This is a genomic window from Pedobacter sp. MR2016-24, from assembly GCF_026239655.1.
In the GTDB taxonomy this organism is placed as follows: domain Bacteria; phylum Bacteroidota; class Bacteroidia; order Sphingobacteriales; family Sphingobacteriaceae; genus Pedobacter.
Genome location: NZ_JAPIVO010000007.1, coordinates 256527 through 280495, shown reverse-complemented (window position 1 = coordinate 280495; position 23969 = coordinate 256527). Strand labels below are relative to the sequence as shown.

The window sequence follows — 23969 nt, the reverse complement described above, 5'->3', positions numbered from 1 at the left end:
TTGAAATTGACAAATCTATGAAAAAAAAAGGATTGTACAAGGAGCTTCCTTGTGCCTGCTTTTCTAAAAAAACGATAGTATTAATGTTGAACTGGATCTTCATTTTATCATTTATCGGCTGCCTGCAGGTCTCTGCTGCGGGTTATTCTCAGTTTAAAAAAGTTGACCTCGAACTCAGGCAGGTCAGGCTGAAGGATGCGCTGCTGATCCTGGGCGACAAAGGAGGCTTTCGCCTGCTGTATAGCGAGGAAGACCTGCCACTGAATAAAATGATTACGCTGGTGGAGCATAATATCATGACCTCTGAGGCATTGGAAATGATGTTAAAAGATACCGGACTGCAATACCAGTCGCTCAATGATAACCTGGTAGTACTGCGCCCTAAGCTCAGTTATGCAGATATTGTGATCAAAGGGCAGGTAACCGATGCCAAAGGTGCCGGCTTGCCGGGTGTAAGTGTGAAAGTAAAAAATACGACTATAGGTGCCAGTACGGATGCCGATGGACGATATAGTTTAAAGGTTCCTGACAATGGAACCCTCGTCTTTTCTTTCCTGGGTTATGTAAGCCAGGAAGTGCCGGTCGGTGGGCGAACCACCATCAATATCAAACTCCTGGAAAATAGCCAGGCACTCTCAGAGATCCTGGTCGTAGGCTACGGCACGCAAAAAAGGGCTGTCGTTTCCGGCGCAGTAGCTTCTGTGAAAGGGTCAGAACTTGCCAAAACACCTACGGCTAATCTTTCCAATTCCCTCGCTGGTCGCCTGCCCGGCGTAACGGCCGTGCAGGCTGGCGGGGAACCTGGCTATGACGGTTCGACCATCCGGATCCGTGGGGTAAACTCACTCGGAAATAACAATGCGCTGATCGTTATCGATGGGGTGCCCAACAGGGCAGGGGGACTGGAAAGGATCAATCCCAATGATATAGAAAGTGTATCGGTGTTGAAAGATGCCTCTGCCGCTATTTATGGTTCAAGGGCGGCAAACGGGGTCATCCTCATCACCACCAAACAGGGTAAAACGGGTAAACCAGTGTTATCATACGATTTTAGTTATGGTTTGCAGCAGCCCACAAGAACACCTAAAATGTCTACCTCACCACAGTATGCAGAAATCCTGAATGAACTGAAAATCTTCGGGGCGGGTCTGCCTACCAACCAGTGGAATGCGGCCTGGCAGGATTTTAAAAATACAGGGGCTTATCTGCGGACGGACAATGGCGAAACGGTGAATGCCGCTTACCGCCCGGATGAAGTGCAGAAGTTCGTTGACGGTTCCGATCCGCTCCGTTATCCCAATACAGACTGGTTCGGTACTACCCTAAAAACATGGTCGCCGCAACAGCGCCACAATATGCAGATCAATGGCGGTGCAGAAAATATCAAATACCTGATCTCGATGGGTTACCTGGATCAGGACGGTTATTATGAAAAATCCGCGACAGGGTATAAACAGTATGATCTGCGGGTCAACCTCGAGGCCAAAATCAGTAAATACGTCACCACCAGCCTGGGGATTACCGGCAGGGAAGAATCACGTAATTACCCTACAGTAGCCGCTACAGATATTTTCAGGATGCTGATGCGGGGGAAACCTACCGAGCAGGAAGTATGGCCTAATGGTTTACCGGGACGAGATATTGAGTATGGATTTAATCCTTATGTGATCACGACCGACCTGACCGGCTATAACCGTGATACGAGGGATTATTTTCAGTCGACGGGCAAAGTGGAAATCCTGGTGCCGGGTGTAGAAGGATTGAAATTAACTGGTACAGCGGCTATAGATAAGTTTTCGGGACGACAAAAGAACTGGCAAACACCCTGGACCTTGTACGACTGGGATAAGAAGACCTTTGAGGCAGACGGGGTAACGCCGGTACTGGTAGGTTCTGTGCGTTCTCAGCGTACCGATGCCAGCCTTTCTGAAACGGCAGGTGGACAACTGGCCATCAACTTAACGGGACTAATCAATTACGACAAAAAAGTAGGGAACCATACCCTCAACCTGATGGCGGGTGTAACTAAGGAAAAGGTTGATAATGATGCTTTCTCTGCTTCACGGCGATATTTCCTTTCTACGGCCCTGCAGGAGCTCATTGCGGGAAGCGACAGGGAGCAGACGATCACCAATCCTACTACCGAGCCTTACAGCTTATTTAAACGTGCACGCCTGAGTTATTTCGGCAGGGTAGGCTACAACTACAAAGAGAAGTACCTGGCAGAGTTCCTCTGGCGGGCAGACGGATCTTATATATTTCCGGAAGACAAACGTTTTGGTTTCTTCCCCGGGGTTTCTGCGGGATGGAGACTGTCTGAAGAGGATTTCTTTAAAGACAATGTAAAATTCGTGAACAACCTGAAATTGAGGGCTTCGTGGGGTCAGATGGGTGCTGAAGCCTATTTTGGCGATGCCCTCGCAGAGTACCAGTACTTAAGTACAGTGGGTTTTGGCAATTATGTCATCAACGACCAGCTGGGACAAACCTTATTTGAAAGCCGTGTGCCCAACCTCAGCTTTGGCTGGGAAGTCGCCAACAATGCCAACTTTGGTCTGGATGCTGCCTTTCTGGACAGCCGGTTAAGCCTGGAGCTGGATTATTTTTATAATAAACGTACCAAAATTCTGATCAGTCAGGCCAACTCCGTTCCGGGAAGTTCTGGTATTACGGACAAACTTCCGCCGGTAAACTTAGGGAAAGTAAACAATAAAGGGTTTGAGTTCAAGCTGAGCTATAACGATAAAGTAGGAGAGCTGAATTATGGAATCAGCGTGAATGGGGGTTATTCTAAGAACAATATCGTGTTTTGGGATGAAACGCCGGGTGCGCCCGAATGGCAACGCTCTACGGGGATGCCGACAGGCACAGAGCTGGCCTACCAATATACAGGGGTATTCAGAGATCAGGCGGAGATTGATGCGAACAGGATCGACTATAGCGCTTTTACAGGAAAGCTGTTGCCCGGTGACATGAAGTTTGAGGATGTTAACGGCGATGGTAAACTGAATGGCGATGATCAGATCAGGCTGGACAAGACCAGCACACCGAGATTTACGGGGGGCTTTAACCTGAACCTGCAATACAAGGGTTTTGATTTGTCTGCCCTGATACAAGGCGCTGCGGGTGGTGTACAAAGTGTGGGGTTAACTGAGTCGGGCGATATCGGGAACTTCCTGGAATGGTCCTACACCAACAGGTGGACGATTGAAAACCCCAGCTCAGAATTCCCAAGATTGTCCAACCGCGGTCAAACCTATTTTACTGATCTCAACATTGCCGGCCGTAATACGTACTGGATCCGCAGTAACAATTATATCCGCTTAAAGAATGTAGAACTGGGTTATACCCTGGCACCAGAGCTGTGTAAAAAGATAGGTCTATCTGTTTTGCGTGTTTATGTTAACGGACTTAACTTATTGACGCTGGATAAAATAAAGATATGGGATCCGGAGTCAACCAATGCCAGTGCGCAGTATTATCCGCAGGCAAGGGTGATCAATACAGGTATCAAAGCAACATTTTAAACAGCATTGTAAAGCGTTAAATATTATGAAACCAATCATCAACTCTATATACATCTTCAGCTTGTCTTGTCTGGTGCTGCTGGCCACAGGCTGTAAAAAAGACTTCCTTGCGGTAGATCCGCCAACACAAATCCCGGCAGAAATGGTGTGGAAAGATCCGGCACTGGCACAGGCTTTTGTGAGCGATATCTACAATGGCCTAGGGGTAGGCGGCTTCGGCGAGCAGATGTTATCATCTGTGTCTGACGAATCTTTGTTTACGCACCCCAACCGGGGGATCGACCTGGTGAATGCAGGTACCATCAATCCGACAACCCTGGGCTGGGTGGACGATACCTGGGGATATAACCCGATGTACATCAAAATCCGGGCCTGTAACCTCACTATAGAAAAGCTTTCCGGTACAGACAATGGCATTACGGATCAGGGCCTGAAAGACCAGTTGCTGGGCCAGGCACATTTTCTAAGGGGCTACTTTTACCAGCAGCTGCTGCGTTATTATGGGGGCGTTCCGCTGGTGGATAAAGCCTATGCTTTGGCAGATAATTTTGCGGTTAAACGTTCCACTTATGAGGAGTGCGTCAACTTTATCGTCAAAGATTGTGATGCTGCAATTACCTTACTGACCGGCAAGAGTCTGGAGAAAGGCCGTACTTCCGCACTGGCTGCGATGGCCTTGAAATCGCGCGTATTGCTCTATGCGGCGAGCGACCTGCATGATATCCCGACCGTCAAGGGGAAGTCGGCCGTCATCACAGGTTTTGCACAGCCGGAGTTGCTGGGTTATTTAACGGGCGACCGTAACGCGCGCTGGTTAGCGGCGCAGGCTGCAGCTAAAGCTGTGGTTGATATGGGAACTGGTTATAAACTGAATTTGAGTGCTCAGGTAACTCCTGAAGAAGGGCGGTTGAATTATAAAAGTATTGCCATGGGTGGTGGAAGTAAGGCACCGGGTATCGATGCCAGTGCCGCCTCCGAACTGATACTGGCGCGTTATTTTGTCAGCCTTAATGATATGCGTTATGGTCGTTTCAACGGACCAAATGGTTACCATAACTGGGCAGGAAATACACCGATCGGCCTGCTGGTGGATGATTATGAAATGCTGGACGGTACTAAATTCAGCTGGAGTAATCCAGCTGAAAAGGCGGCACCTTATGTGAACCGCGACCCGCGAATGTATGCCACTATTCTATTTGACGGTGCCGCATGGAAACCAAGAGATAAGGTCTCCGGCAATGTAGATCCTGCCAACCAGATCCAGACAGGGGAGTACGATCTGCAGGAAGGCAGCAGCGTGATTACATTTAAGGGTTTGGATACCCGCGGCAGTTCTATCGAGAACTGGAACGGCAGCTGGACAGGTTATTATACCCAAAAGTTTATAGATCCGGATCCGGCGATTGCAGATGCCAATATGCCACAGTTTGTACCCTGGCCTTTCTTCAGGTATACCGAAGCGGTCATGAATTACATTGAGGCGAGTATAGAGCTGGGACAGTTGGATCAGGCTGTATTATGGCTCAACAGGATCCGGTTCAGGTCGGGAATGCCAGCGTTGACAGTCACCGGTCAGGCAGAACTGCGGGAAGCCTACCGCCAGGAACGAAGAATCGAAATGGTTTATGAAGAACAGCGTTACCATGATACCCGCCGCTGGATGATTGCCCCGGCAGTATTGGGACGTAAAACCACCTATATCAGGATTTCCGGTAAGTTTAAACCCGGTAAAACCATGTCGGCACCTTACCATTATGACCCTTCGGTGTATGATTACACCTATACACCAACAACAGAGACGGCTCAGGAAGACCGGAGATGGGATGACAAAATCTATTTCCGCCCTTTTAGTCGCGACGAAATCAACAGAAACAATTTACTCACACAAAACCCAGGTTATTAAATGAAGATCAAATGGTTCTCTATCCTTAAGGTCCTGCTCCTTGTCCCGGTCATTGTCGGGGCGCAGCAGAAAAACGTTGCAGCTCAGCAGCAGCAGTTTCGCGCTTACAAGCAGGACATCACCGGTACTGCTTTAAGTTTCACCATGGAGGCTATTCCTGCCGCCGAGTTCCTGATGGGGAGCGCCAGCGGCAAGGCAGATGAAAAACCTGTACACCGCGTTAAACTGGATGCCTTCTGGATGGCGAGTTATGAGCTGACCTGGGATTTGTATGAACCATTCCTTTATAAGGACTTTGAATTGAGCCACAGTACCAGTCCCGTAACGGCGGAGGTGGATGCCGTAACAAGACCCACCAAACCCTACCTGGATATGACCTTCGGGATGGGCAAAGAAAACCATCCCGCACTGGCGATGACGCATTACAATGCCATTCAATACTGCAAATGGCTGTATAAACGGACGGGCGTATTTTACCGTTTACCTACAGAGGCCGAATGGGAATATGCCTGCCGGGCAGGAAGTACCGGCAACTATGCTTTTGGCGATCAGGAGCAACAGCTCGGAGAATTTGCCTGGTTCAGCCAGAACAGCGGCGGTAAAACCCATCCGGTAGGGCAGAAGAAGCCCAACAAATGGGGCTTGTACGATATGTATGGCAATGTAGCAGAGTGGACTTACGATCAGTATATTCCTGATTTTTATGCGCGTCTAAAAGCAGGCGCTGTGAACCCTGTGGCTACACCAGATAAGCTCTACGCTCATGTGATCAGGGGTGGTTCCTATGAAGATAAGGCCGGCGACCTAAGATCAGCCGCTAGAGCGGCTTCAGATCCTTCCTGGAAACAACTCGATCCGCAGATCCCCAAAAGTAACTGGTGGTTCCCGGAGGCTCCCTTTGTCGGAATGCGACTCGTCAGGCCGCTTAAGGTGCCAACAGCTGCGGAAATCACTGCCTATTATGACCAACCTTTTATACCTGACTATTAATCATTAAAAATTGACTATGAACACGAACGATTTGCGCGAAAAGCGCCGTGAATTTATCAAAAACTCTGCTTTGCTGGCAGGGGGTGTACTCTTAAGCCAGGTTGCCTTTGCAACAGGACATTCCGGGGCAGACGATACGATTAAGATTGCCCTGATCGGCTGCGGCGACCGTGGCACAGGCGCAGCTTTCCAGGCTTTAAGCACCACTGCAAATGTGAAGCTGGTGGCTATGGCAGATGCTTTCCAGGATCGCCTGGACGGCAGTTATAAAGTGCTGTCCGATAAATTTAAAAACAAGGTAGACGTCCCAAAAGACCATCAGTTTGTGGGATTTGATGCCTACCAAAAAGCCATGGCACTGGCCGATGTGGTGTTATTGACCACGCCGCCGGGATTCCGTCCCATCCATTTTGAGGAAGCTGTAAAACAGGGCAAGCAAATCTTTATGGAAAAACCGGTAGCTGTAGATGCACCCGGCATCCGTAAAGTACTTGCAGCCGCTGAAATAGCTAAACAGAAGAAATTAAACGTGGTAGTCGGCTTACAGCGCCGCTACCAAGCCAATTACCGCGAAGCACTGAAAAGAATACAGGACGGTGCCATAGGAGATATTTTCGCTGGTCAGGTGTACTGGAACAGTGGGGGAGTCTGGGTAAAACAACGTCAGGCCAGCCAATCCGAAATGGAATACCAGATGCGCAACTGGTACTATTTTAACTGGTTATGCGGCGATCATATCGTAGAACAGCACGTCCACAACATTGACATTGCCAACTGGGTTAAAAATGCCTATCCCGTAAGTGTACAGGGAACCGGCAGCCGCGCCTGGAGAACCGGTAAAGATTATGGAGAGATCTATGATAACCATTCTGTAGAACTCACCTATGCAGATGGCTCCGTGATCCATAGCCAGTGCCGTCATTTTGAAGGTACCGCTAATCGTGTAGATGAAAGCTTTCAGGGAACGAAAGGTCGCACTTATTTATCAGGTGGCAACCAGGCCGTACTCTGGGACCATACCGGCAAAGCGCTCTATAACCATCCCTCCAAAGGCAATGCAAATCCATACCAGACAGAGCACGATGAACTCTTTGCAGCGGTAGCAAAAGGGGAGTATAAATTCAGCGATGCAGAACGTGCGGCGAAGAGCTGTTTCACTGCCATCATTGGTCGTTATGCTACCTACTCGGGACAGACAATCCAGTGGGATGAAGCACTAAAAGCAGACAATAGTTTGATGCCGGAAACACTCAGCTGGACGGCACAGCCGAAGGTGCTGCCAGATGCAAATGGATTGTATCCGATTCCGACTCCGGGAAAAACTAAGGTGATTTAAAAACATAAATTCAGCGAAAAAGTGTTGATCAGGACCGTCCTTTTATGCTTCAGTTTGCTGCTGGCTCTTCTTGTAAAAGAGGAGCCGCAGCAGCAATTTGTGCTTCGTGGTTTTGCGCAGGGAACGGAATATTCTATCAGGTACTTTGCTGTAAAGCTCAAGGTGTCTGAAGGTGAAATAGACAGCCTTTTGTCGTTGGTAGATTCTTCTATGTCACTATATAAATCTTATTCTCAAATCAATACATTTAATCACTCAACAAAAGGTTTAATGATCGATCGGCATTTTAAAGCTGTAATGGAACGCTCATTTGAGATTTCAAAAGACACCCGTGGCAAATTTGATGTGACCGTTGCACCGCTGGTAAGGGCCTGGGGATTCGGTCCCGATGGTCTGCAGCAATTTCCAGACAGTGCTGCAGTGAAGGGATTGTTAGAGAACGTCGGGATGGAGCATTTACAGCTGACAGGAATGCAATTGAACAAGCTGAAGCCGGAGGTAACGGTCGACCTTAACGGGATTGCCCAGGGATACACTGTTGATCTCCTTGCTGATTTTTTAGCACGTAAAGGCATCAGTTCTTTTGTCGTGGAAATTGGTGGGGAGCTCCGGGTAAGGGGTGTAAAACCGGATGGCAATATGTTCCGGATTGGGATAGAAGGACCACTGGAAAATGACGCATCCGGAGTAAAGATCAAACACGTCATCGGCTTTACAAATGCGGCGCTGACCACCTCTGGTAACTACCAGAAATACCTGCAGTTTGGTGGCAGAAAAATCTCTCACCTGATTGATCCGAAGACAGGTTTTCCACTGGATACCGAAATGATCAGCGTGACTGTTTTTGCGAAAGATGCCATCACTGCTGATGGCTACGACAATGCCCTGATGGCGATGACTGTGCCAGAAGCACTGGCTTTTGTAAAGGCCAGAAAAGATATGGAAGCCTATATGATCTATCAGCGGAAAGGTCAGGCAATAAAAGACACGATGACCGTGGGATTTAAAAAAATGCTGGTAAATTAGACCGGCGAACAATTAATAAAATTAGATATGAACAGGATAGATTTTCTAAAACATAGTTTGATTGCAACCGGTACTGTACTGGCAGCTCCGGCGCTGGCTGGTACTCACCCTGCAGGCCTGGTTAGTCAGGATGCCCTGAGAAATCAAGACGCAGGTACAGCAGCCGGTAAAACCTTCAACATGGATTATGCCCCTCATGAGGGGATGTTCGCCGGTCATGCCGGCAAAAACTTCCTCGACCAGATCAGGTTTATGTATGATCAGGGTTTCCGCTCCATTGAAGACAATGGTTACCTCGGTCGTGCTAAAGATGAACAGGAAAAAATAGGAAACCTGCTCGCTAAGCTTGGTATGCGCATGGGGGTGTTCGTTGTGGATGGAGGCGACAACTGGAAAACTTCACTCACTACCGGAAAAAAGGAGTTCAAAGATAAATTTATAGCCACCTGTAAAAACTCCGTAGAGGCCGCCAAACGCTGTAACGCCAAGTGGCTGACAGTTGTACCCGGCTTTTATGAAAGGAAGCTGCCATACGGTCTGCAAATGGCTAATGTGGTAGATGCCATGCGTGCTGGTGCCGAAATCTTTGAGCCTCATGGCCTGATCATGGTATTGGAGACCTTAAGTGATACACCAGAGTTATTCTTACAACAGACGCATGAAACTTACAGTTTGTGTAAAGCCGTCAACAGCCCTTCCTGTAAAATCCTGTATGACATTTACCATATGCAAAAAACAGAAGGTAACCTGATGGTCAATATCGACCGCTGCTGGGATGAAATTGCCTATATACAGATTGGTGATAATCCGGGCAGAAAGGAACCTACCACCGGAGAGATCAACTATAAAAACTTGTTCAAGCACCTCTATGAGAAAGGTTACAAAGGGGTAATGGGGATGGAGCACGGCAATTCATTAGCTGGTAAAGCCGGAGAACTGCGCGTGATTCAGGCCTATAGGGAAGAAGACAGCTTCATGTAGGATCAGATCGCTTTATTTGAGTAGAAAGTAAGGCATTTAAGATGATGCGAAAATACTATTTAAGCTTTTCTTTCAGTGTTTTAAGCATTTTCTCCTATAGATGCCAGGTAGAAACTGTCAATCTGAGCAATATATCCTGTCTCATAATCCGTTAAACCATCCACGAAGCTTGCTTTCTCCATTCTTTCGTAACTCAGTCTGCTTCCAAGCCGGTCTTGCAAATTTTTGATGGCATCAGTAAATGCCAGTTCTGAATAGTTCATCTTGAAGAGTTTAATACGCTAAATTACGGTTAATTCTTATGTTTTGTAATGCATACTAACGATCTCCATTTACAATTGCCAATAATTGCAAAACAATCGAACATTTGCATCTTTAAAATGTCTGGTTAGCAAAAATATCAAAGAACAGTTTTCGTTTCTATTTAGATTTTCATTAAATTTACTCTTATGAATATACAGGCAGAGAAACTTAATGTTTTGCAGCAGATTATCAATTCTAATGATGTTAATCTTATCAAAGATATTAAATCACTTATTAATAGCAGAGACATGGATTGGTTTGATGGCTTAAGTAAGGGTCAGCAGAATGATGTTACAGAAGGATTGAATCAGCTTGACAACGGAAATTTTTTTAGTCACGAAGAGGCAAAGAAAAGATTTGGATATAAATAATGACAATCATTTGGTCCCAAAAGGCTGGTGAAACTTTTCAGCGAAATATCGATTATCTCAGAAATAATTGGACTCAGACTGAAGTTGACAAGTTTGTTGCTAAAGTATTCCAATATCTCGACATTTTGGGTGCTGAACCTTTTATTGCTCGCAGAACCTACAAAACTAAAAATACTTATATTGGTGTAATTATTCCCCATATTTCGGTAATTTACCGGATAAAACCTAAGAAAGGTTTGCTTGAACTAGTGACTTTTATCGATAACAGGCAAAGTTTGAAGAAGAATAGGCGTTTTCTTTAATACTACCATCTATGCCAACAATATATCTAACTACATTTATTCATGCAAAACCAGAGATCTTATTTGATCTTTCCAGAAACATCGATTTACACCAGATTTCTACACAGCATACCCATGAAAAAGTTGTGGCCGGTAGAATGTCTGGATTGATAGAACTTGGTGAATCTGTTACCTGGCGCGCTAAACATTTCGGCTTTTTTCAGGAGCTGACGTCCAGGATTACTACGTTCGATAAACCAAATTCGTTTACTGATGAGATGGTTAAAGGTGCATTCAAATCATTCCAGCACGTACATCAATTCGAACCCGCAGGTAACGGAACAAATATGATTGATATTTTCTCTTATACATCGCCGTTAGGAATTCTGGGGAAGATTGCTGATTACCTTTTTCTTAAGAAATATATGAAAGAGCTGCTGATCAATCGTAATACCATCATAAAGGAGTATGCAGAAAATCAGAATAATAAAATTCTTCCTTGAAATGTTGTATTTCAATCCTATGGCTTGATGATTTTATTCTACTCTTCAGCTTTACAACAAATTCAGGTGCATAACACATAACTTCACAATAGCTTAACAAGCAATCTCTATTTTTGCATTTTATAAATTACTAAAATGCCAAAAACAGTATTGACCAGTATAGGCTGGCTGGGGGCTCTATTATGTACCTTAGGTTATCTTTTAGTAAGTGCCAAGATGATCAGTGCAGAATCTCTGGCTTTCCAGCTACTGAATATCTTCGGTGGATTTTGCCTCAGCGTCACCGCTATAGACGCCAGCGATCTTCCCAATGCAGCAGCGAACTTACTTTGGATGTTTATCGGCATCTTCACATTAGGCAGATTGTTCTGGAACAGGAGAGGTAGCAAACAGTAGGTGTGCAATACCTAAAGTTTCATACGCCTTTTGCTTGTAATAATCCAGTCGTTCTGCATAGGCTACTTTATCACTTTCGAGCGACAGGTAAAAATAGGCACCGTCTACCATCACAAAAATATAATCAGCGGTAGTTTGCGGATCTGCTATTGTTGTTAATCCCCCGGCATTACACTGTTCAATCATTGTCGCCAAACCTGCCCGCAGCGAATCCAGGATCACTTTATATTTGGATTTTATTCTTTTTTCACGGAAACACAGGGCATAGAAAGTGTAGAACAGACCATCATCAAAAAGCAGATTCCATTTTTTTGAAAACAACATCTCTATCGTATGCTGTAAGTCCTCCAGCGTTACCTGCTCCCGGTGTTTGATCGTATAAATCAACAGGTACCTGTCCAGTATATGATCAATCAGGGCGTAAGTTAAATCTTCCTTGGTCTCAAAGTAGTGTATAATCAGGCTGGGATTAATATCCATCACTTTGGCAATCTTCGCTATGGAGGTATTTTCATAACCTTCCTTTTTCGCAACCTTATAGAATATCTTGATAATCTCCTGTTGTCTTGTTTCCTTAAGACTTTTTCTCCCCATTTCGTTCCGTTATTATTTGGATTCGACAAACTACTGAAAAGAAATCTGCAAATCCAAATAATAATAGATTGACTGTATGTTCAATTAATCTTTTAATTTTTTGGTAACCTCCCATTAACATGATATAGGCAATTTTACTGCCGTTAAAAGACATGTCAAATCAAAAGCCAATCATTTGCACACACCAATATCACACCTCCGGAAGCTTGAAAAAGCTTCATGACCCTAAAAAAAATGAATCATTATGAAAAGAAAACTACTTTGGATGCTCTTCCTCCTGTTCACCTCAGCATCTGTCTTTGCCCAGGGCATCGCCGTAAAAGGCGTGGTCTCTGATGAAAAAACAGGAGAGACTATCCCTGCCGTAAACATAAATGTAAAAGGAACCAATGTGCGCCTTGCTACCAACATCGATGGCGCATACACCATCAGTGATCTGAAATCAACCTCGGTTCTGGTGTTTTCCTATATGGGCTATAAACAGCAGGAAATTACCGTAGGCACCCGTACAACAATTAATGTAAAGATGGCATCCGACTATGCGAACCTTGACGAGGTAGTGGTGGTCGGTTTTGGTACCAAGAAAAAAATAAACATCGCAGGTGCAGTCGACCAGATCTCTGGAAAACAGCTGGAATCCAGACCCCTGGTTAGTGCTGCCGCTGGTTTGCAGGGGATAAGTCCCGGTTTGAACATCACCTATGCTGGTGGGGGACCGGGAGCTGTGCCCAATATCAATATCCGGGGTTTTACCTCCATCAACGGCGGATCACCACTCATTGTGATTGATGGAATCCCTGCAACAAGTAACGACGATATGCTAAGGTTAACGCCTTCAGATATTACTTCATTTACAGTATTACGGGATGCCGCATCGGCAGCTATCTATGGTGCAAGGGCTTCATTTGGCGTTATCCTCATTACTACAAGGCAAGGGCTGGCCGGCCACAATGTAGTCAGTTATAATACTTTCACTTCATTCGGAAGACCAACTTTGCTTCCAAAACCAGTAACAGATCCATATATTTTCTCGCGGGTACTGGAAACATCTACCGATAATACGCCCTGGGATTATGTAAATTATTCAGACGAATACTATCGCTGGGCAAAAGAACGCTCTGATAACCCTGCTATTCCTGATACAAGGATCAATCCCAATGATCCTACTAAATGGGACTATATGGGCAGTAACAACTGGTATGATTACTTCCTAAACAACTCCAGTATGTCTACCAGTCATACCTTAACCCTGTCTGGCGGAGCCACCATCAATGAAAAACCTTTAACCTATTACCTGTCTGCAGATTATAGCAAAGACAACGGTTTGAATAAATTAACCGATGATTACTTTGCCCGTCACGGGCTGAGATCACGCGTAGGTTTCTCGCCTGTTTCCTGGTTGAAATTAGACAATAACACCAACGTATACGAAACGAAAAGAGCGCTGCCGAACTCGAACTTAACGGATATCTATTACCTGAGGCCTACAGATGTGGTGAAAAACCCTGATGGCACCTGGGCTAACAATACCACAGGCCGGCTTGCAGCCAAATTGGTAGATGGCGGAATTAATCTCCAGAATATGGTGGGATTCCAGAACATTACCAGCGCTACTGCACTGTTTTTAAACGGCGACCTGCAGGTAAATGCTGATGCATCTTTCAAGCGTGAATTATGGAAAACGCATATGGACGCCCGGAAATATAAAATAGGTTACGGTCCCAATGATGTGCGGGAAGAAGGAGGCATAGGTTCCGTGAGTGAAAGCAATAGTTACCTGTATAATAATGCTTTCAACGTATATACTACCTACAGGAAAACGATCGGCGATCATGCCTTCAGTGCGATGGTTGGTTTTAATAGCGAAGATTACAGTTATGCTACGGCTACTGCGGCTAAAGACGGTCTGATTTCATCTCTATTGCCATACTTATCCTTAGCCAGCGGCGCTGCAACGGCAAATGGCGATTACGCAGCTTACGCTACCAATTCTGCATTTTCAAGATTAAATTATACCTTCAAAGACAGGTATATCCTGGAAGCGACAGGTCGTTATGACGGTTCATCACGCTTCCCTGTACAAAACCGCTGGGGATTCTTCCCGTCCGGATCAGCTGCGTGGATAGCCAGCCAGGAAGAGTTTTTCAAACCCCTGGCACCAGTACTGTCCACTTTCAAATTAAGAGCTTCCTATGGTGAACTGGGGAACCAGAACGTGGGCAACTTTAACTATATTCAATCGCTGGCAACAGGAACGTCACCGTACCTGATTGGTGGGGCCGGACAAAATCAGGTCATCACCGGAGCTCCCGGATTAACTGTAGATCCGCAAACTTATACCTGGGAGCGCGTATCTACCTGGAATATGGGTACTGATATCGGCTTGCTGAATGACAAGCTTTCTTTCACTTTTGATTACTTTATTCGTGATACCAAAGGCATGCTGACCGCTGGTCAGGAGTTACCTGGAGTATTGGGTACGGGTGTACCTAAGCAAAATTCGGCCGATTTACGGACAAAGGGATGGGAGCTTTCGGTAAGCTATAAAGACAGGTTCAACCTGGGTGATAAACCCTTCAGTTTTGATGCGAAAGTGTTTGTTTCCGATTCAAAATCGAAGATTACACGTTTTAAAAACGAACAGCAGCTGTTTTCCGGATTCCGTGAAGGACAAACTATCGGAGAAATCTGGGGACTTGAAAATGATGGACTGTTTCAAAATGCCGCAGAAATTGCGGCGCTTGATCAGAGCGCAATTGTTCCCTGGGGTGCATTATCAATCGTAAATGGCTGGCCGAAATATAAAGACCTGAATGGCGATGGTAAGATAGAGAAAGGGCTGAGTGCCAACGATCCTAAAGATATGAAAGTGATAGGTAACAGTACCGACCGCTATACGGTGGGTGCTAACCTGAATATGGACTGGAGAGGATTTGACCTTTCAGTTTTCCTGCAAGGCGTATTAAAGCGTGACTTCTATCCGCATAATTATTTGTTCTGGGGACCATACCAGCAGCCTTATGCCAATGTGTATCCATGGAACCTGGACTACTACCGTGCAGTGGCCGACTCGCCGGAGCAACGTGCCAAGCATTCGGCTTCCTATATCGCTGCCGGCCTGGCCGATGCCAATACTGATTCTTATTACCCCGTATTACAATCGTGGCTTGCGGATGCCAATTATGGGTCCGGACTGGACATCCCGCAGACCAAATATCTGTTGAATGGCGCCTACCTGCGTATCAAAAACGTTTCCCTGGGTTATACCTTTCCTTCACAATGGACCAAAAAGTTCAGCATCTCCCGCCTTCGTTTGTTCGCAACGGCTGAAAATTTATATGAATTCTCTGCCATCAAGAAATTTGTTGATCCGGAATCAATTAACAAAGGAGCAGATGCTGCGGCTTACCCGTACCAGCGCCGTTATGCTTTTGGTTTAAACCTGGACTTTAATTCATAACCCTATCATTCAAAACATATCAAATGAAGAATTATATATATATCCTGGGCCTTGCCGCATTAAGTATCGTTGCAGCCTGTAAAAAAGGTGGTCTGGACCGTTACCCGCAAACATCCATTTCACCGACCCTGTTTTTTAATACGGAGGATGATCTTACCTTATACATTAACGGCTTATTGTCGCAGCCGGACCGGAATTCGTATGCAAATGATCAGAATACAGATAACGCAGCAACTACCGGGGCTGTGGAAGTCAAGAACATCATGCTGGGAAATATCACTGCGATGAACATTGACTCAGCCGGCTGGGGCTGGAGCAGGTTACGCAACATCAACTACTTTCTGGAAAACTACCAGAAGGCTGATGTAAATGCCGCCTCAAAAAATCATTATGCCGGCCTCGCAAAATACTATCGTGCCATGTTTTACCTGGATAAAGTTAAACGCTATTCTGATGTGCCATGGTTTTCCGGCACATTAGGGCCTAACAGTCCGGATCTGAAGAAAGGTCGTGATCCACGCACACTCATTGTAGACAGCATTATGGCAGATCTGGATTTCGCTTATAAAAATGTACGTGAAACAGTTCCTCTAGGTACTCCGGGAAAATGGGCAGTTGCGGTTTTTTATGCACGAGCAGCCTTATATGAAGGAACGTTCCGTAAATATCACGATGAACTGAACCTGACTGCTACAGCAAATACCTATCTGCAAACTGCCTCCAGAATAGCAGGAGAGATGATAGACGCAAAAAAGTTTAGTATTTACACTACCGGTAAGCCTGAAGAGGATTACGGCACTTTGTTTAATAGTCAGGATTTGACCGCTAATCCCGAGGTGATCCTGGTGAATATCTTCGACCTGACCAAAGGTAAAGGCCAGGATGTGCAAAGGGCTGTGTTTGGTGATTATGAACAGGGGCCTTCGAAAGACCTGCTGCAGACTTACCTGATGAAGGACGGAACCCGGTTTACCAGTTTGCCCGACTACGCACAAATGACTTTTGTTGAAGAGTTTAAAAATCGTGATCCCCGCATGGCACAGAGCATTGTGTATCCTGGCTGGGTAAGTGTACCGGACCCGACGCCATATATCCAGCGCTTAAATAAAAATTTTACGGGTTATCATCAGCTGAAAGGGTATGTAAACAGTACAGACAACAATACCATCAATGGTGTAGATTTTCCGGTGTACCGCTATGCGGAAGTCTTGCTTACCTATGCCGAAGCATTAGCCGAGTTAGGTACGCTAACACAAGCACAGCTGGATCAGTCGGTCAATTTGCTGAGACGCCGTGCAGGTATTCCCGATCTGAACCTTGTTGTGGCTAACGGAAACATCGATCCGCTATTACAGCAGCAATATCCCAATGTGACTTCCAATACAGGTGTCATTCTCGAGATCAGACGCGAGCGCCGGATAGAATTCGCTTTTGAGAACACCCGCTTTGATGACCTGATGCGCTGGAAAGCAGGTAAATTGTTAACCAGGATCCCAGAGGGAATGTATTTTAAAGGATTAGGGAAATATGACATGACCGGAGACGGTGTTGAAGATATTATCCTGATAGACCGATCGGCAACAATTCCTGCAGAGGAAGCCAAGGAGAAAAATTCACTGGGCAAAGTATTGATCTATTACCGCGCCGGAACAATTGGCAGTGATGCTACAGTGTACCTTAAAAATGGAAACAGCGGGGGAAATATAGTGACCGAAAGTACCGTCCGTACTTTTGCAGAACCCAAGTATTATTACAGACCGATCCCGCAGCAGCAGGTTATCTTAAACCCGAACCTCAAACAAAACTTTGGCTGGTAATTGTATGGAGATCAAAAGAAGAACCCCGCCCGGCTATGCCATCCTCCAACTCTATGCGGACGGAACAATTGAAAATCAATATATCCCACATTCTTTTTAACTTTAAAACAAGAAAATCAAGATGATCAAAATAATTATTTCTGCCGCTTGTATGGCCTTAGCCTTAAATGTTTCGGCACAACAGCGTACCAAAAAAGTAGTTTACATTATTGCCGATGGTATCGCGGCAGATGCATTTGAACGTGAAAACCTCCCTAATTTTAAGAAGATTATACAAGCTGGATCGTACTCACGCATGCATGTTGGCGGAGATAAAGGTACCTATAATGAAACCCCAACCATCTCCGCAGTAGGTTACAATAGCTTGCTCACAGGAACCTGGGTGAACAAACACAATGTGCCTGATAATGACATCAAGGATCCAAATTATAATTATCCAACCATTTTCAGGTTGTTTAAAGAACAATACCCTGCCAAAAAAACAGCCATTTTTTCCAGCTGGACAGATAACCGTACGAAGCTATTAGGTGCTGATTTGCCTGAAACCGGTCACTTCAAGCCAGACTATGCCTTTGATGGTTATGAACTCGATACCGTACGTTTCAAACACGACAAGCTTTCGGCCTATATGCACCAGATTGATGAAGAAGTAGTTAAACAGGCTGCAAATACCATACATACAAACGCACCTGATCTGTCCTGGGTATATCTTGAATATACGGACGATATGGGACACCGCTATGGTGATAGCCCGGAGTATTCCAAAGCAATTGCCATGCTGGATCTACAAATGGGCAAGATCTGGGATGCAATCAGCTACAGGGAGAAAAATTTCAAGGAAGACTGGCTGATTGTGATCACTACTGATCATGGCAGGGATGAAAAATCCGGTCGCGGGCACGGCGGACAGTCAGACCGCCAACGTTCCACCTGGATGGTGAGCAACTATAAAAACCTGAACACCTATGGTCAGTATTTCGACCTTGGTATTGTTGACATCATGCCATCCATCGCACAGTACCTGAACGTCAAATTTCCGACGCCTGTAGCAAGGGAAGTGGACGGTACTACCTTTATAGGACCGGTTTCAATCACTGGTTTAAAGACTATTTATACCCAGGGCCTGATAGATATCAGCTGGAAAGCGCTGGAGAAAAGTGGAAAGGCGAAGATCTGGATCGCGAAAACAAACAACGTTAAATCAGGAGGAAAGGATGATTACCGACTTTTAGGCGAAGTTGATTTAGCGCAACAGCATTACCTTGCTGATGTTAAACAATATCCATCCGCATTTTATAAGGTGGTGGTTGAAGCACCGAATAATAGCGTCAATCAGTGGATGATCATTAAATAGCGTTTTTTTTAGATATGCGACCCGCTTTAATTTATTAAAGCGGGTTTTTTTTTGATTTTAAAGGATCACTTATTGGGTCATCTAACACATTTCTATCCCTTGATTATCAGTATATTAATATCAATAAATTGTATGCTAAATATTTAACCGCACTCAAATGAATATTAAAAGAAGGGATTTTATCAGAAACTCATTTATATTGACAGGTGGATTCTGCTTACCATCAAGTTTGGCAGCTCTTGGTTTCAATACACCCGGGCAACTACTCCGAATCCGTAAAGACGTCAACACACTTGGCCCTGCTGATCCGGATTTGCTTGCCTACAGAAACGCTGTCGAGGTGATGAAGGCAAGACCCGCCAGCGATCCTACCAGCTGGGCTTTTCAAGCTACTATACATAACCAGTTTTGTCCACATCAAAATTGGTTTTTCTTACCATGGCACCGCGCTTATATTTTGAAATTTGAGGAAATCTGCCGTCAGGCCTCCGGAGTTCCATCTTTCAACCTTCCCTACTGGGATTGGACGTTAAACCCAACAATCCCGCAACCCTTTAAAGATACGTCAAGCCCCTTATATGAAAGTTCCAGAAGGGCAGCCGCGAATGGTAATGGTTCTGCTCTGGCAGAATTTGTGGGCCAAAACGCAATTAATTCCATATTGAATACATCTCCCTTCCAGGACTTTGCAAGTGCCAAGACCAGTATACAAAAGAAGCGGGTTGCTTCAGGAAGACTGGAGGGCGGTCCACACAACCATATCCATAATTTTGTGGGGGGTAAAATGGCTGATGCAAAAACCGCAGCGCTCGACCCGCTTTTCTGGCTTCATCATGCCAATATAGACCGTTTATGGAATGCATGGAACATCTTGGGGCATTTAAATTCCGTTGATACTGTTTACACCAATCATTTATTTCAAGCCAACTTTTACGGCGCGGATGGGCTTCCGGTTGATTTTACCGTTAGCTCGCTTTCTTCGGTGGCAGCACTTGGCTACACCTATGAAGGGCAGTCTGCTCCTGTGGCGCCTGCAAGAACAGTCCCTGGTACCTTTGCTCTCCTGGATAATTCTTCGATAAAAAGCAATGAGGTTGCCAGGCTACAAAAATTCCAGTCAGCCTCTTTGGGTGTGGAGGGCTTCAGCCAGCTTTTTGAAAAGGCATTTGTTAGCCCTACGTCCAGGTGGAAGCCAAAGTCCAGGTGTGTAACGGCAATTATTAGTGGTGTGCCTACAAATGAAGAGGATTTTTATGTGCGGGTATTTATCAATGGAAAACACATTACAAAAGATACGCCGATTACGGATCCACATTATCTGGGGAGCTTTTCATTTTTCGCATCAAATCATGACCACGGGGACGGAGAAATGATGGAACATCACGAAAAACAGAGACTGTATTTCTCTTTCGATATCACTTCAAAACTAAAAGAACTTTATGGTGTTGGCCGGAAAACCAGCAGTCAGAAAAAAGCTATGGATAGGATTAATTTTCAACTGCTCACTATACCCTATATAGATGGAGGCAAAGCGGAATTTTTGGATGCACAAGTGGAAATTGTTGTTACGCAACAGGCATAAGGTTTTTCAATTCCTTTTGCTGGCAGTAGGATTCATTCTGGCTGGAAAAGTGCGGACACAGGTGCCTGGCAACAGGCGACCTGTAGTGATTTCTATTCCATACCGGGATTTGACAACCGCCAATGGCCACTATAAACAACTGATTCTGGAATTTAACGGCGGAGTTAAAAGAGCCTGTCCCCACGCATTTCGCGTTTTTTTGCTGAAACCCGGACAATCTCCGGACTATAGCACGCGCTCAGTTCAGTATGCAGGCAGCTATGCAGTTGGTCAGGACGATTGTCATGAACGGTTTCTGGTTGATTATCCAAAAAAAACAAATGATATCATCATTCACATTGTTCCAATAGATATCCGTGGACGGGAGATCAATATTGATCTTAGCAAAAACTTCCGCTATTTTTTAAAGCCCTGAATTGCTTTCCATCGATGATTCAACCCATTCCTTCAATACATTAGTTCAGCTAATATAGGATTTTAGGATTTGCACGATAGCTGACCTGATAATAGTTTTCTTATCGTTTATTGTTAATTTAGAGTACTTAAAAAAATAAAAACTATAGCTAGCGCATTTATGAAAGTCAACAATGAAATTACCTTAGCACTATTTGCAGATTATTTTCAGTTTTATATTCAGGATGAGGGAGCGGAAGGTGATTTAAGTGCTCAGTGGACAACGGAAGCAGTAGACCGGCTTTTAGCAATAGCAGATGGAACCATAGGCATTGGAACGGTAAGGAATGTTACTGTTCCAGTTATAGTGAAGATATTTGAAAGTGAACCGCCTGTTTACACTAACAATGAAAACGTAATTAGCCAGATCAATGAATGCGATATTGAAGTTAGTTCGGGAAAAATTGTAATTGCAGGATGCACGGACTATTTTCCAGAAGCCAAAAGGATTGAACTTAAGAATGGAATTTACAGAGCAAGGATTTATTATTTCAATCTTGATCAAATAAGTGATGATGGGCTCGACGGTTCGGACTTTTATGAAATCCATTTGTGGTTGACAGATAAAAAGCAGGACATAATGATCAGAAAAATGTATTAACACTCAAACTGCATCGCATCAAACAATGAGTTATTTGAAAATGTTAATCCTATTTGATCACATATCATGAAATACCTCATTACTATACTTATCATCGCTACGTTTCTCTCTTGTCAGTCTGGAAGAGCCCGGGAATATAATAGCCTTCTTGATTCAACAGACCGTAAAGTTTTCCGCGTACTCGTCGCTGACAGTTTGGAGAGCAATCGTCTGGAGGCCCTGGTGGCCAGAAAACCTGAGTTAGCACTTTCTATAGGAAAAAAACAGGCCAGTAGACTGGAAAGCATTATCCAGGAAGTTGATCACACAAATGTGATGGGCATAGACGATGCAGATCGACTAAAGAAAAGCACAACAAGTTACTATAAAAACATACTTTCACTCAAGGAACTTGATATACTGGAAGCTCAGTTGATGACCATCACCCTTCAAAAGGATACTGCAAAAGCTAAAAAAGCAGCAATGGATATCTCAGACTTGCCACGCAAACGCCTGACCTTACATAAGGCCATCAGTGACAGCGATCAGGCAAGGCAAAAAGCAAGGTCAACATTTTTGCAAGTGAATCATATCCATTAGCAAACCCCAGCTCTGTATCTTTCTTTACTATATTACGCGTTATGCCAACCAAATTTCCCTTTATGAAAAAAACGATTAAAATTTGTCTTCTTTTAGCTTCATTCAGTGCTGCTTCCTGCCATTCTCAAGATCAAAAATTTGTTGATTTAACACAAATATCGAATGATTTCGATGTCTCCGCATTTTATCATAACAAAGTGAAAAAGACCAATGAAACTATTGCCACAGACCCTAAAAGTTTGGATAAAAAAAAAGCATTGGCGCTTTTAGATGATCCATTTTTTATGAAAGACACTTTAGGTTATTTTAAAACGGATGGAAGATTACCTGCAGATTTATCGCTGGAGCCAACAAATGACTGGATGGTAAGAAATAAAAACCCAACAGAAATATTTGGTTACCGTTATAAGACAGTTGCATACAATACGGAAAAAGACACGCTGGCTATATTAAATACAGTCCCATTCCCTAAAATGGATATGGTCGAAGACCGAAAAGGAAACCTGATGTATCTGGAAGTGGGCAAAACTTCGAAAAATATCGCCGAATTCAACAAAATTAAAGATTATATCAGTAAGGTCGGTAAGAAAATTGCGGTTGATGACAGCACTCCAAATGCTTCTTATTGGGAAGGGGAATTATTCTATTATATGTTGTCTAAGAGAGACAATAAAGAGGAAGAAATAGCTTACGATTCACAGGGAAACAGGATAGCTAAATCGATGTATGTTACAGAAATAACATTAGCAATGTATGATAAGTCATATATAAAAAAGATGGAAAAGCTTCATATTTATTCAGCAGGGAATCAATTTTGGAAAAAGCAGCTATAGTAAAAATGATAACTACCTTTGCTAAGCATAGATCTCACAACAGTGCAATTAGCTGATGAAAGGCCATTAATGGCTTATTAAGGATGCCTAAATTAGAAAGCATGAATTTATTCAGAGTTCTTTAAAAGGAGTATGACGGAAATTAATAAATTTTATGATCAGTATGTACACGGCATCCACCCAACAGAAGACGGTTTCCTGGGGCACTTCGATTTCCTGTTATGGAAAAATCTGCAGAAAGACCTGTCAGCCTGCGAGCGGCTCCAAAGGAAACCCTTTTACAAAATAGCGCTTGTCAGGGGGAGTGCCATGTACGAATCAAAATCCCTTAAGATCAATATCTCCGGTTATAACATTATTTTTAGTGATCCATTAGCCAGATTTGCTTTTACTACTGACGACAAACAATTTGATGGAAAATACTGTGTTTGCAGCGAGACGTTTCTTCGCGGGATGAGTCCGCTTAGTTTTGCCACGCTTCCTATTTTTCAAAAGCGGGATATCTATGTGAAGTCCTTAGCTGAAGTGCAATACAATGACTTGATGCTGCTGTTTGATCAGGTTGAAAATGAATATCTGTCACCTTATCCCTATAAAGAACAATTGATCAGGAACCGGATTTTTGATATTATTCATTATGTGCAAAAGCTGGATGAGCAATTCTATCATACGCTGCCTGCCGCAGAGGGAAGTCTCGAAGAACGCTTTTTCAAAACGCTGGAAGATGCATTCTCCAGGATTAGTAACAGTACAATACTCGAAAGCAAATCGCCCGCTTATTATGCAGCGCTGCTCAGTACAACAGTAGATCATCTGAATAAGGTACTAAAAGCTTCAATGGGCAAAACTACCCAAACCATCATACAGGAAAGGATAATAGAGGAAGCAAATATACTGTTAAAACATACTGCTCTCAGTGTCAAAGAAATTGCCTGGTGCCTCCATTTTCAGGAAACTCCTCATTTCCAAAACTTCTATAAAAAACTCACGGGAGCTACGCCTGCCAAATACAGAAACGGATAGTTGTTTTGCAACTATTAACGGTTTGTTTGTACCTGAACATCAATTTCATCACTATA

General features: G+C 44.3%; 21 protein-coding genes. 19 read left to right on the top strand and 2 right to left on the bottom strand.

From position 1 onward, the window contains the following. Window positions 1-17 precede the first annotated feature (17 nt). The 6 genes from OQX62_RS19795 to OQX62_RS19770 are packed head-to-tail and all read left to right on the top strand — an operon-like array spanning window position 18 to window position 9763. Window positions 18-3527 (top strand): SusC/RagA family TonB-linked outer membrane protein, encoded by a 3510-nt coding sequence (locus OQX62_RS19795; RefSeq protein WP_265833369.1) that lies wholly within the window; start codon window positions 18-20, stop codon window positions 3525-3527. 25 nt (window positions 3528-3552) lie between these two features. Further along, complete coding sequence (locus OQX62_RS19790; RefSeq protein WP_265833368.1) at window positions 3553-5430, top strand: RagB/SusD family nutrient uptake outer membrane protein; 1878 nt, start codon at window positions 3553-3555, stop codon at window positions 5428-5430. Next, on the top strand, window positions 5431-6420 hold the full coding sequence (locus tag OQX62_RS19785) for a formylglycine-generating enzyme family protein (RefSeq protein ID WP_265833367.1): 990 nt from the start codon (window positions 5431-5433) through the stop codon (window positions 6418-6420). A gap of 16 nt (window positions 6421-6436) precedes the next feature. Beyond that, the gene (locus OQX62_RS19780; protein WP_265833366.1) at window positions 6437-7756 is read left to right on the top strand and encodes a Gfo/Idh/MocA family protein; all 1320 of its coding nucleotides are present in this window, start codon (window positions 6437-6439) and stop codon (window positions 7754-7756) included. A gap of 21 nt (window positions 7757-7777) precedes the next feature. Further along, window positions 7778-8782, top strand: coding sequence for an FAD:protein FMN transferase (locus OQX62_RS19775; protein ID WP_265833365.1), 1005 nt, complete (start codon window positions 7778-7780; stop codon window positions 8780-8782). A gap of 27 nt (window positions 8783-8809) precedes the next feature. Then, window positions 8810-9763 (top strand): hydroxypyruvate isomerase family protein, encoded by a 954-nt coding sequence (locus tag OQX62_RS19770; RefSeq protein ID WP_265833364.1) that lies wholly within the window; start codon window positions 8810-8812, stop codon window positions 9761-9763. Between the two features lie 80 nt (window positions 9764-9843). Here the strand turns inward: OQX62_RS19770 and OQX62_RS19765 are convergent, their stop codons facing one another. Next, the gene (locus OQX62_RS19765; protein ID WP_265833363.1) at window positions 9844-10026 is read right to left on the bottom strand and encodes a hypothetical protein; all 183 of its coding nucleotides are present in this window, start codon (window positions 10024-10026) and stop codon (window positions 9844-9846) included. A gap of 186 nt (window positions 10027-10212) precedes the next feature. Here OQX62_RS19765 and OQX62_RS19760 point away from each other — a divergent pair, with 186 nt between their 5' ends. The 4 genes from OQX62_RS19760 to OQX62_RS19745 all read left to right on the top strand — a co-directional run bounded on the left by OQX62_RS19760 (window position 10213) and on the right by OQX62_RS19745 (window position 11617). Continuing rightward, window positions 10213-10437 carry a hypothetical protein gene (locus tag OQX62_RS19760; RefSeq protein WP_265833361.1) on the top strand — a complete coding sequence of 75 codons (225 nt, stop codon included), beginning with the start codon at window positions 10213-10215 and terminating at the stop codon, window positions 10435-10437. Continuing rightward, a complete protein-coding gene (locus tag OQX62_RS19755; RefSeq protein ID WP_265833360.1) occupies window positions 10437-10739 on the top strand; it encodes a type II toxin-antitoxin system RelE/ParE family toxin in 303 nt (100 codons plus the stop codon). Before OQX62_RS19760 ends, OQX62_RS19755 begins: the two co-directional genes overlap by 1 nt. A gap of 11 nt (window positions 10740-10750) precedes the next feature. Further along, the gene (locus tag OQX62_RS19750) at window positions 10751-11221 is read left to right on the top strand and encodes an SRPBCC family protein (protein WP_265833359.1); all 471 of its coding nucleotides are present in this window, start codon (window positions 10751-10753) and stop codon (window positions 11219-11221) included. A gap of 135 nt (window positions 11222-11356) precedes the next feature. Then, entirely contained in the window at window positions 11357-11617 is a 261-nt protein-coding gene (locus tag OQX62_RS19745) for a CBU_0592 family membrane protein (RefSeq protein WP_265833358.1), read from the top strand. Here the strand turns inward: OQX62_RS19745 and OQX62_RS19740 are convergent. Further along, the gene (locus OQX62_RS19740; protein WP_265833357.1) at window positions 11576-12211 is read right to left on the bottom strand and encodes a TetR family transcriptional regulator; all 636 of its coding nucleotides are present in this window, start codon (window positions 12209-12211) and stop codon (window positions 11576-11578) included. The two genes, OQX62_RS19745 and OQX62_RS19740, sit on opposite strands and share 42 nt — an antisense overlap. Window positions 12212-12455: 244 nt before the next feature. On the opposite strand from OQX62_RS19740, the gene OQX62_RS19735 reads away from it, so the two are divergent. The 9 genes from OQX62_RS19735 (at window position 12456) to OQX62_RS19695 (ending at window position 23913) form a co-directional block, all read left to right on the top strand. Beyond that, window positions 12456-15671 carry a SusC/RagA family TonB-linked outer membrane protein gene (locus tag OQX62_RS19735; protein WP_265833356.1) on the top strand — a complete coding sequence of 1072 codons (3216 nt, stop codon included), beginning with the start codon at window positions 12456-12458 and terminating at the stop codon, window positions 15669-15671. A gap of 23 nt (window positions 15672-15694) precedes the next feature. Further along, the gene (locus OQX62_RS19730; protein WP_265833355.1) at window positions 15695-17488 is read left to right on the top strand and encodes a RagB/SusD family nutrient uptake outer membrane protein; all 1794 of its coding nucleotides are present in this window, start codon (window positions 15695-15697) and stop codon (window positions 17486-17488) included. Between the two features lie 121 nt (window positions 17489-17609). Continuing rightward, the gene (locus OQX62_RS19725; protein ID WP_265833353.1) at window positions 17610-18842 is read left to right on the top strand and encodes an alkaline phosphatase family protein; all 1233 of its coding nucleotides are present in this window, start codon (window positions 17610-17612) and stop codon (window positions 18840-18842) included. Window positions 18843-18999: 157 nt separating this feature from the next. Further along, window positions 19000-20424 carry a tyrosinase family protein gene (locus OQX62_RS19720; RefSeq protein WP_265833352.1) on the top strand — a complete coding sequence of 475 codons (1425 nt, stop codon included), beginning with the start codon at window positions 19000-19002 and terminating at the stop codon, window positions 20422-20424. Beyond that, window positions 20387-20839, top strand: coding sequence for a hypothetical protein (locus OQX62_RS19715; RefSeq protein WP_265833351.1), 453 nt, complete (start codon window positions 20387-20389; stop codon window positions 20837-20839). Before OQX62_RS19720 ends, OQX62_RS19715 begins: the two co-directional genes overlap by 38 nt. A 159-nt stretch (window positions 20840-20998) precedes the next feature. Then, on the top strand, window positions 20999-21478 hold the full coding sequence (locus OQX62_RS19710; RefSeq protein ID WP_265833350.1) for a hypothetical protein: 480 nt from the start codon (window positions 20999-21001) through the stop codon (window positions 21476-21478). Between the two features lie 66 nt (window positions 21479-21544). Beyond that, a complete protein-coding gene (locus OQX62_RS19705; RefSeq protein WP_265833349.1) occupies window positions 21545-22057 on the top strand; it encodes a hypothetical protein in 513 nt (170 codons plus the stop codon). A 62-nt stretch (window positions 22058-22119) separates the two neighbouring features. Next, a complete protein-coding gene (locus OQX62_RS19700) occupies window positions 22120-22890 on the top strand; it encodes a hypothetical protein (RefSeq protein ID WP_265833347.1) in 771 nt (256 codons plus the stop codon). Between the two features lie 132 nt (window positions 22891-23022). Beyond that, window positions 23023-23913, top strand: coding sequence for a helix-turn-helix domain-containing protein (locus OQX62_RS19695; protein ID WP_265833346.1), 891 nt, complete (start codon window positions 23023-23025; stop codon window positions 23911-23913). The last annotated feature ends 56 nt before the right edge of the window (window positions 23914-23969 follow it).

Coding starts and splice junctions, on each gene's coding strand:
- OQX62_RS19700 (WP_265833347.1), top strand. CDS start 22,120: ATGAAAAAAACGATTAAAATTTGTCTTCTTTTAGCTTCATTCAGTGCT.
- OQX62_RS19785 (WP_265833367.1), top strand. CDS start 5,431: ATGAAGATCAAATGGTTCTCTATCCTTAAGGTCCTGCTCCTTGTCCCG.
- OQX62_RS19765 (WP_265833363.1), bottom strand. CDS start 10,026: ATGAACTATTCAGAACTGGCATTTACTGATGCCATCAAAAATTTGCAA.
- OQX62_RS19740 (WP_265833357.1), bottom strand. CDS start 12,211: ATGGGGAGAAAAAGTCTTAAGGAAACAAGACAACAGGAGATTATCAAG.
- OQX62_RS19760 (WP_265833361.1), top strand. CDS start 10,213: ATGAATATACAGGCAGAGAAACTTAATGTTTTGCAGCAGATTATCAAT.
- OQX62_RS19695 (WP_265833346.1), top strand. CDS start 23,023: ATGACGGAAATTAATAAATTTTATGATCAGTATGTACACGGCATCCAC.
- OQX62_RS19705 (WP_265833349.1), top strand. CDS start 21,545: ATGAAATACCTCATTACTATACTTATCATCGCTACGTTTCTCTCTTGT.
- OQX62_RS19720 (WP_265833352.1), top strand. CDS start 19,000: ATGAATATTAAAAGAAGGGATTTTATCAGAAACTCATTTATATTGACA.
- OQX62_RS19730 (WP_265833355.1), top strand. CDS start 15,695: ATGAAGAATTATATATATATCCTGGGCCTTGCCGCATTAAGTATCGTT.
- OQX62_RS19780 (WP_265833366.1), top strand. CDS start 6,437: ATGAACACGAACGATTTGCGCGAAAAGCGCCGTGAATTTATCAAAAAC.
- OQX62_RS19735 (WP_265833356.1), top strand. CDS start 12,456: ATGAAAAGAAAACTACTTTGGATGCTCTTCCTCCTGTTCACCTCAGCA.
- OQX62_RS19750 (WP_265833359.1), top strand. CDS start 10,751: ATGCCAACAATATATCTAACTACATTTATTCATGCAAAACCAGAGATC.
- OQX62_RS19715 (WP_265833351.1), top strand. CDS start 20,387: ATGCACAAGTGGAAATTGTTGTTACGCAACAGGCATAAGGTTTTTCAA.
- OQX62_RS19795 (WP_265833369.1), top strand. CDS start 18: ATGAAAAAAAAAGGATTGTACAAGGAGCTTCCTTGTGCCTGCTTTTCT.
- OQX62_RS19755 (WP_265833360.1), top strand. CDS start 10,437: ATGACAATCATTTGGTCCCAAAAGGCTGGTGAAACTTTTCAGCGAAAT.
- OQX62_RS19770 (WP_265833364.1), top strand. CDS start 8,810: ATGAACAGGATAGATTTTCTAAAACATAGTTTGATTGCAACCGGTACT.
- OQX62_RS19790 (WP_265833368.1), top strand. CDS start 3,553: ATGAAACCAATCATCAACTCTATATACATCTTCAGCTTGTCTTGTCTG.
- OQX62_RS19710 (WP_265833350.1), top strand. CDS start 20,999: ATGAAAGTCAACAATGAAATTACCTTAGCACTATTTGCAGATTATTTT.
- OQX62_RS19745 (WP_265833358.1), top strand. CDS start 11,357: ATGCCAAAAACAGTATTGACCAGTATAGGCTGGCTGGGGGCTCTATTA.
- OQX62_RS19725 (WP_265833353.1), top strand. CDS start 17,610: ATGATCAAAATAATTATTTCTGCCGCTTGTATGGCCTTAGCCTTAAAT.